Source organism: Vescimonas sp. (assembly GCF_057856985.1).
This window is the reverse complement of the sequence record NZ_DBLZXX010000014.1, coordinates 33,970-42,838: the sequence shown is the minus strand read 5'-3', so window position 1 is coordinate 42,838 and position 8,869 is coordinate 33,970. Positions and strand designations below refer to the sequence as shown.

Here is an 8,869-nt window from a genome sequence, read left to right as displayed (position 1 = left end):
CGCTCCTTAGCCCGTTTTCACAAGCTCTCTCGCGCTCCCGTCTGGTGCTTTTCGTTTCGTTCGTTGTTTAATTTACAAGGTACACGTCCCACGCGGAACAGATATTATCTTATCATATGTCAGCCATCTTGTCAACTACTAATTTTACTTTTTTTTGACATTTTTCATCGACTCGCTTCGGCTGAGCACCGCTGCCCTCGCGGACAGCTTGGTTAGATTACCACACCTCTCCCTACTTTGCAACCCCTTTTTTCACTTTTCCCTTCGTTCATATGAAACAGGCAGTAACATAAGTTTAGCTTATGCCTATTTTCATACGCAAAGCACAATTGTACAACCGCGCCGCGAAAACTCCGTCTCTCCCTGTGCAATTCTTCTATTTACATTTACGCTTTTAAGTGATAAAGTATCTCCAACATCAGAACACGGCAATGATGGACCCCAGTAGGATACTGTGCCATCTTCTGCAGAGAGCTGTCGGTTGGTGCAAGACAGTGGAGATACAGCATCTGAATTACCGTCCTGAGCCACGCCCTGAAGCTCCTCGGAGTGGTAGGCGGCGTCGGGTGCGCCCGTTACAGCGCTGCGGATATGTCAGTATCCTATGAGGCCGCGCAAGCGGTAAACTGAGGTGGTACCACGGGTCAAACTCGTCCTCTGTGTCCGATACGGACGCGGAGGGCGTTTTTTATTTTAAAAGGAGGGCCTCATGCTTCTTTATTTGTATTGTATCTCGCGGCGATACCCGCGGCGGCGGGATCATAGAAACACAGCGACATCAGATCTTACTAATATTATATAAGGAGGGGCCCATTATGCCCGCTATTACATTTTACAAGCACGAACCTATCCCCATGGAAATGCACAAGGTCAAGATCGTCCAGCAGCTGCACCTGCTGCCTACCGCCCAGCGTCTGGAGAAGATCCAGGCCGCAGGCTTCAACACCTTTCAGCTCCACAATGGCGACATCTTTCTGGATATGCTGACGGATTCCGGCGTCAACGCCATGTCCGACCGCCAGCAGGCCGCCATGCTCCAGGCCGACGATGCCTACGCCGGCTCTGAGACCTTCTACCGCATGCAGGCCAAGCTGACGGAGCTGTTCGGCATCGAGCACTGCCTGCCCGCCCACCAGGGCCGCGCCTGTGAAAACATCCTGGCCACCCGCTTTGTCAAGCCCGGCAGCTGCGTCATCATGAACTACCACTTCACCACCGCCAAGGCCCATATCACCCGTCTGGGCGGCCGCGTGGAGGAGCTGGTCAAGGCCGAGGGTCTGGAGAGCGCCAGCACCCTGCCCTTCAAGGGCAACATCGATCTGGATGCGCTGGAGCGCTGCATCCAGTGGGAAACACCGGCCAACGTCCCCTTCGTTCGTCTGGAGGCCGGCACCAACCTGATCGGCGGTCAGCCCATCTCCTACGAAAACATGAAGGCCGCCACCGCCATCTGCCGCCGCCACGGCATCCTCACCGTGCTTGACGCCTCCCTGCTGCAGGACAATCTGTACTTCATCAAGACCCGCGAGACGGCGCTGGCGGATAAGTCCGTCCGTGAGATCACCCGCATGATTGCCGACCTGTTCGACATCATCTACTTCTCCGCCCGCAAATTCGGCTTCGCCCGCGGCGGCGCTATCCTGGTCCGTGACCCGGAGCTTTTCCACTCCATGGAGGATCTGGTCCCCATGTTCGAGGGCTTCCTGACCTACGGCGGCATGTCCGTCAAGGAGATGGAGGCCATGACCGTGGGCTTTGAGGAGAGCATGGACATGGATGTCATCTCCCAGGGTCCCCAGTTCATCGACTACTGTGTGCGGCGTCTGGCCGACTACGGCGTGCCCGTCATCACCCCCGGCGGCGGTCTGGGCGCCCACATCGATGTGAAGTCGTTCCTGCCTCATGTCCCCCAGGCCCAGTACTCCGCCGGTGCCCTGTCCTGCGCTCTGTACGTCTGCGGCGGCATCCGCGGCATGGAGCGCGGTACCCTGTCGGAGGAACGCGAGCCGGACGGCACGGAGCGCATCGCCTCCATGGAGCTGCTGCGCCTGGCCTTCCCCCGCCGCGTGTTCACCCTGTCCCAGACGGAGTACGTCATCGACCGCGTCAAGTGGCTGTACGACCACCGCGATCTGGTGGGCGGCCTGCGCTTCGTCCACGAACCGGCCACCCTTCGCTTCTTCACCGGCGTGCTGGAGCCCATCGGCGACTGGCCCGAGCGGCTGGCGGCGGCGTACCGCGCCGATTTCGGCGACGAGCAGTAATATCGCTTCCGGAAAGACGCGCCTGCCGGCGCGTCTTTCTCTGCCGGACAATGGCCGCTTCCCCTCTTGACAAGCTCCTGTTTCCGTGCTAAGATATCCACACAATCCAAGGGGTGCTGGCGCAAGCCGGCTGAGATAAGACGTATCGCCGTCTGATCCCTCGAACCTGATCCGGGTAATGCCGGCGTAGGAATGCGAACATATCGGCTTTCGAAATTTCCGCATTGTGACGCCTGCACGGCTCGCCATGCGGGAATTTTTTTTGGAGGTACAAATTATGAATCACATGAAGGTCCGCGCCCTCTGCGAGGGTGCCGTGCTTCTGGCCGTAGCCCAGATCCTCAGCTACATCAAGCTGTGGGAGATGCCCTGGGGCGGCAGTATCGTTCTGTCCATGGTGCCGCTGGTACTGTACGCGGTGCGCTGGGGTCTGGGCGCCGGCCTGCTGAACGGCTTCCTGTTCGGCGTGCTGCAGTTCATGTTTGACGGCGGCTTCGCCATCGGCTGGGAGTCCATCATCGGCGACTATCTGCTGGCCTTTACCGTTCTGGGTCTGGCTGGTCTGTTCGCCCGCCGCCGCAGCGGCGTGTTCCTGGGCACTCTGGTGGCCGGCGGCGCCCGCTTCCTGGTCCACTACATCGTGGGCGCCACCATCTGGGCCGCCTACATGCCCGACACCTTCTTCGGCATGACCATGCACAGCCCCTGGTTCTACTCCCTGCTGTACAATCTGGCCTATATGCTGCCCAACATCGCCATCACGCTGGTGGTGTTCGCCATCGCCTACAAGCCGCTGGGCAAGTACCTGACCGGCGCCGATCTGGTGCAGGCACAGGGCAAGTAAAACACCTCCCTTTCCGCGCAGGGCTCCGCCCTCTCCCCCCCTATCGGAGCCCTGCGCGGCTTTTTTCCTCGGAATGTGAAAAAAGCTCTTGACAAATGCAGCGAAATCTGTATAATAGTTTTTGTTCGTCAGAACATAGCGGGATTGTGTAAAGGTAGCACAGCGGACTCTGACTCCGTATGTGAGGGTTCGAATCCTTCTCCCGCTGCCAGAAGAGACACGGCTTTGCTGTGTCTCTTTTTTGTATCCCTTGACCCGGGCACTTCGGTTTTGATAGACAAAACTGCCCGTCCCCCTTGTCAACTGTTGGTATCCCTCCCCCAGCCCCAAAAAGGAGCGGAGACGCGCAGCGTCTCCGTTCCTTTTTTCGCTATGCGCTTTCGCCTCAGCGTTCCTTGCGCTTCCGGCCCACGACCCATGCGCCGCCCATGGCGGACAGCAGGCTCATGGCTGCGTACATGGCAACGCCCACGTCTCCGGTACGGCTGGACTCCACCTTTCCGGTGTCGTCCTTGGTACCGCCGGAGGCATTACCGCTGTGGTTGTGCCGCGTCATCTTCGCATAGGCCGCCTCCGCGTCCGTCAGGGTCTTCACCACACCGGCAGGGATCAGTGCCTTCTGATCCTCGCTCAGCGCGTCGTAGGCCCTGCGAGCCGCCTCGATGGCGCTCTTGCTGTTCTTCGTGACGGTGCCGATGCCGTTGATCTTCTCGATCACCGCATCTGCCGCGGCCTGATCGGTCTTACCATCCCCGCTGCCGGGCAGCTTGTCGATGGCCTCGGTCCGCACCGCCCGGCACACCGTGCAGGTGTAGGTCCGGACACCCTCCTTCTCGCTGGTAGGCACGGTAGTCACAACGCCCTTGTCCCACTGATGCCCCGTGGCCTTATCCGTAACGGTGCTGCGGCTCATCTCGGCCTTGCAGACGGTGCAGTACACCACATCGTCGTGGGAACCGTCCGCCGTGCAGGTCGCAGGCTTGACGTTCTCCTTCACGGTCTCGCCGCCCACATGCCGGCAGGCATAGCCGCACACGCCGCACGCGCCGTTCTCCCAGCTATGAGCCGTCTCCGCCGTCACCGCCAGACCGCAGCAGTCGTACTGCCGCACGTGCTTGTCGGCGGTGGTGACCCACACCAGCTCACCGCTGTGGTTGGCAGGGTCCTTCGCCCCGTAGACCTCGCCGCACCTGGCGCAGGTCAGGGGCGTGGTGCAGGTGGCCTCGCCGCCGCTGTGGCGGCAGGCGTAGCCGCACACGCTGCACGCGCCGTTCTCCCAGCTATGGGGCTGGGAGGGGATGACCTCCGCGCTGCAGCAGTCGTAGCGCATTCTGTGCTTGTCGGCGGTCCGCGTCCACGTCTGCTCGCCGGTATGGTTGTCGGGATTCTTCTCGCCGTAGGCCGCGCCGCACACGGTGCAGACAGCGCCGCTGGTGCAGGTGGCCGTGCCGCCGGTGTGATAGCCCGTCTCCGTGGGGCACGCCACATAGTAGAAGCGGATGACATCATCCTTCTTCACCTGATACTGGTTCAGCGCGGCGTAGGTGATATTTCCGCTGGCATCGGTGCGCAGGATGGGCATCTCGCCGTTGACGGTGAACATCCAGCCGGACCAGGGGCCGAAGGTCTTGTCGCCGGCGGTCAGGGCGACGCCATTGGCATCAGTGACGCCAGTGATGTACCCCGGCGTACCGGTGTAGGTGTACCGATTCTGGGCCAGCACGCTCAACAGAGCGTCCGCCGCGGTGCGGCCGTCGCTGCTGCTGCACGTGTAGGTGCCGCCGGTCAGATCGGCAAACGTCCTGCTGAAGCCGCCGCCCTCCACGTTGACGGTGACGGTGATGGGCTGGATGTTGGGATCGTCGATCCCCTCCGTGCCGATGACCTTCACGCTGACGGAGATGGGCTGCTTATAGAACCTGGCGAACTGTGCGTAGGCGGGATCGCTCCGGAACTTCTCCCAGTACTTGGCGTACTCCGTATAGCTCAGCACGCTGTCGATGGTAATTTTTGTGTTGTACTGGGGCTGGGTCAGCAGCAGGGTCTCGTGTGCCACAATGGCGCTGTTGCTGGACCGGAAGCACCGGTACTGCTGAGCATCGTACCAGCCATCGATGTCGTCGGCCTTGACGCCCACGGCGTTGTAGTCCGCCATATCGCGGACGAACTTATAGCCGTCGCCGTTCGGCACGATCTCGATGAAGGAGCGCATGTCGCCGGTGACGCCGTTCCGATCCGTGTTGGCCTTGCGGATACCCTCCCAGTAGACCTCCTCGGTACACACCTTCTGCATGAAGGCCGCCGCCGCGTCCAGCTCCGCCTGAGTCAGGGGCTGGACGGTCAGGGTGATGTTCCTGCTGGCCAGCACCGTCATGGACGCATAGTCCTTGCCCTCGCCGCTGGGACGGGACAGGATCTTCATCGTCACCGTCACGGTCCTGGCCGCCTGTCCGGGCAGCGGGCGGTAGGTCACCATCCGCGCCACATTGGCGGTGGCGGGATCGGCGGAGACTACCACGCTGTCATTGCTGGTGGTCAGCAGGACCGGCGTGTACTTGCCGTCGAACTCCTTCCCGTAATCGCGGTAGGCGATGGTATTGAGCTGCCGCGTGGTGGGGAACTGGATGTCGCTGACCACATTGGCATTGTCGATGGCAGAGCTGTCCCGCGGATCTTTGAGCCCGTACTCGGTAAGCGCGGTCTCCAGCAGCTCCTGATAGTCCAGCTCACGGACAGCAGCGCTGCCCTTGACGTTGACGGTGTAGACCTTGCTGACCTTCAGGTCCTCGCGGCCGTTGTAGGTCAGGGTCAGCGTCAATGTCACGGCGGTGTCCTTCTGGGGCAGCGTCACCGTGGCCTTGTAGGGCGCAAAATAGGGATAGTCAACATTGGTAATGGCGATCACGCCGGTGTTGCTGGAGGTCCACGCCGCCGTGGTCCACAGCTCCAGCTCGTCGCTCTTGCTGTAGTCCACGCTGCCCGCGTCCACGCCCGCCTTCAGGGGATAGCGGGGCAGGCTGGTGAGCGCATCGGCGCTGCTGATCTCGGTGGGCAGGGTGATGCGCTCCGCCACCGTCTGCAGGGCGGCACGGGCCTTGGCCTCGTCCAGGCCGATGATGAAGTAGCAGCCGTCGGTCTCCTTGGTATACGTCTTGCCGTCGGCGCCCCGATAGCTCAGGACCACGGTGGGCCGCAGGAAGGCGTTGGCGGCGGGGGTACTGCCATTGGTGTTCCACTTGTACCGGATGGTGCCGTCGGCATCAATGCCCGCGTAGCTGCCGGAGGCCGCCGCCTTCATGGTCACAGTAACATCCTTGATGCCTGCGGCCTTCAGTTTGGCACCGATCATGGTCAGGGCGTTGGTATCCGTGCCGTAAACGGCCTTGTAGTTGCCGGTGACGGCGGTGTCTGCGGCGTTCAGCTTCTCATCGGCCGCAGTCTGCTCGGGGGACTTGCGCTCGGTCCACACGGCGTACAGCGTGTAGAGCTCGTTGTCCTCGCTGCCGTCGCCCCAGTCGTCCTCCTCCCATGCGCGGTTGATGACCGCCTCGTCCGGATGGGCAATGGTGGAGCCGTAGCTGCTGGTGGCCCAGCCCGCAAAGTCGTAGCCCTCGCGGACATACGCGCACTTCGCCAGCTTTACGTCCTGTCCGAAGGGGGCGGGCTGATCGGCCATGGTGCCGGTAACGCCGCTCTTATCGCCGGACTTGACGTGGTACTTGATGATGTACTGATAGTCGCGCCACTTGGCGATGAGCGTCACCTCGTCGCCGGAGAACACGGTGTCCTTGGCGACAGCCTCGCCGAAGGAGCCGTCCGCGTTCTTGATGTACCAGCCCTCCAGCGTCTTGTTGGCGGGGTAGGAGTTCTCTCTGAGCAGATAGGTCAGGCTGCTGTATACCTTGTCCGGCGTCACGGTCTTGTCCGCCAGCGTGCCCTTGTAGCCGTTGCCGTCGAAGTGGACGATGATGCCCTTGACCCAGTGGGCGTACATGTCGAAGCCGTCCTCAGCATCGGCAGCCGTGAACTTATAGGTCGTACTGATCGCGCTGCCGCCCTCCGCCGCGTCGTACCAGCCGTCAAAGATATAGCCGTCACGCTTGGGATCCGTGATGGAATTGAATCTGGTCGTACCGGCATCGGTGAGGATATAGTTGTAGTTGCTGCCCACAGCGCCGGTACGGGTGATGTCCTCCGCACCCGCATAGTTCAGGTGCAGTCTCACAGTCACCGGCAGGGGCTGCCACGCGGCGTAGAGTGTGACGGTGGTGCCTTGGGTGCTGGTCAGGTTCTTCACCGCATCGCCCTCGGCGTAGCTGCCCTTGGACGCGGAGGAGGATTGGCTCCAGCCGTTGAAGCTGTACCCCGGGCGGGTAAAGGCGTTCCGGGGCAGCGTCACCTCCCGGTCGTAGGCGGCGGGGATGCTCTCGACGGAGCCGGTGCTCCCCGAACCGCCGCTGAATGCGATGGTGTAGGTGATGGCCGTCCACTTGGCGGTGTAGGTACTATCGCCGGAGATGACCGTTTCCGCCGTCAGCTTCGTCTCGCCGTTGAACCAGCCGTCGAAGGTGTAGCCCTTCCTGCTGGGATCGGCGGGGATGCGGCTGCCGATGGCGCCGTTCCGGGGCGTCATCACCGTGGCCGTAGCGCCGTCGTTGTCAAAGGTAACGGTATAGGCGTCCGCCCACACGGCGTACAGGTCCAGGCTCGTCTCGGTGGTGATGCGCTCGCCGTCCTGATACAGCACCTCGCCGTCCGCCGCGGCGGCCCAGCCCGCAAAGATCTTATTCTCGCAGGTAAAGGTATTGGCCTTCAGCGCGGCCTTGCCGCCGTAGACCTTCTGCTGGGCGGTATCCTCCGTGCCGTTGTTGGCGTGGAACGTCACCACCAGCGCCTCACCGGCGGAGAAATTCCGCAGGTACACGCAGTCGTCAAACCTGTCGACGCCGCTGTCCTTCTTGTAGACTACCGTCAGCACCTGACCGCTCTTGGCGTCCAGCTCCAGAGGCTTCCAGTTCTGGTCGCCGCTCTCGCCGTTGACCAGCTTGTCGCTGCCCAGCGTGATGGTACACTTGTCGCAGTTTTTCTCGGAGGAGACCTTGTACTCAAAGGTCAGATGGGTGTCGCCGGTGAAGGTCAGCTGCAGCGTGCTGGTGCTGGAGCTCTTGCCCTTGTTGCCGGACATGAGAACCGTGTCGCCGCCCAGCGTCGTGACCTTCCACTTCTTGGTGCTGCTGGGACTGCCCGGCTCCGTCTCCGCGATGACCGGCAGGCCCTCGAAATAGCTGTCCAGCGTGGTGGCCGCCGCCAGTGCCGCAGGCCCATCGTCCTCGACAGCCGCCAGTGCGGCAGCGTCCACCGCGTCCTCACCGGGAACATTTTCGGAGTCCGAAACCTCCTCTAAGTCCCGGTCGCCTTCGCTGCCCTGGACGTCTTCGACGCCCTCGGTGTCCCGGATGCCCTCGGCATGCGCCGCATCGTGGGCCCACGCGGTGGTGGGGAGCAAACTGATCGTCATCACCGCTGCCATCAGCAGGGCGAGCAATCGTTTCTTCATCATGTGATCTTCCTTTCTCTGATGTATTCATATATTAAAGGTCCGCAGACCTGAACGCACACATGCACACTCGCACAAAACGCCGCCGCATCAGCCCCCGCACCGTTCCGCACGCCATCCCGCTTCGCCCAAAAATAAAACGCGCACAGCCAAAGCCAGCCGTGCGCGTTACAAAAGAAGCGCACGGCCCAAGCAGGTCGTGCG

Annotated in this window: 3 protein-coding genes, 1 tRNA gene, 1 riboswitch and 1 other annotated feature; of the genes, 3 read left to right on the top strand and 1 reads right to left on the bottom strand. The window is 61.7% G+C overall.

Going from position 1 to position 8,869, the window contains the following annotated elements; all coding sequences use genetic code 11:
• Nucleotides 1-422 precede the first annotated feature (422 nt).
• Nucleotides 423-661, top strand: a binding site (T-box leader).
• A 154-nt stretch (nt 662-815) separates the two neighbouring features.
• The 3 genes from ACZM22_RS08640 (at nt 816) to ACZM22_RS08630 (ending at nt 3,319) form a co-directional block, all read left to right on the top strand.
• Entirely contained in the window at nt 816-2,264 is a 1,449-nt protein-coding gene (locus ACZM22_RS08640; protein ID WP_489543767.1) for a tryptophanase, read from the top strand.
• A 99-nt stretch (nt 2,265-2,363) separates the two neighbouring features.
• Nucleotides 2,364-2,474: riboswitch (TPP riboswitch) on the top strand.
• A gap of 67 nt (nt 2,475-2,541) precedes the next feature.
• The gene (locus ACZM22_RS08635) at nt 2,542-3,108 is read left to right on the top strand and encodes an energy-coupled thiamine transporter ThiT (RefSeq protein ID WP_484437996.1); all 567 of its coding nucleotides are present in this window, start codon (nt 2,542-2,544) and stop codon (nt 3,106-3,108) included.
• Between the two features lie 137 nt (nt 3,109-3,245).
• Nucleotides 3,246-3,319, top strand: a tRNA-Gln gene (locus ACZM22_RS08630).
• A gap of 174 nt (nt 3,320-3,493) precedes the next feature.
• Here ACZM22_RS08630 and ACZM22_RS08625 read toward each other — a convergent pair.
• The gene (locus tag ACZM22_RS08625) at nt 3,494-8,665 is read right to left on the bottom strand and encodes an InlB B-repeat-containing protein (RefSeq protein ID WP_489543766.1); all 5,172 of its coding nucleotides are present in this window, start codon (nt 8,663-8,665) and stop codon (nt 3,494-3,496) included.
• Nucleotides 8,666-8,869 lie beyond the last annotated feature (204 nt).

Excerpts from the sequence above, each read along its gene's own strand:
- ACZM22_RS08635 (WP_484437996.1), top strand. The coding sequence starts at position 2,542 with ATGAATCACATGAAGGTCCGCGCCCTCTGCGAGGGTGCCGTGCTTCTG.
- ACZM22_RS08640 (WP_489543767.1), top strand. The coding sequence starts at position 816 with ATGCCCGCTATTACATTTTACAAGCACGAACCTATCCCCATGGAAATG.
- ACZM22_RS08625 (WP_489543766.1), bottom strand. The coding sequence starts at position 8,665 with ATGAAGAAACGATTGCTCGCCCTGCTGATGGCAGCGGTGATGACGATC.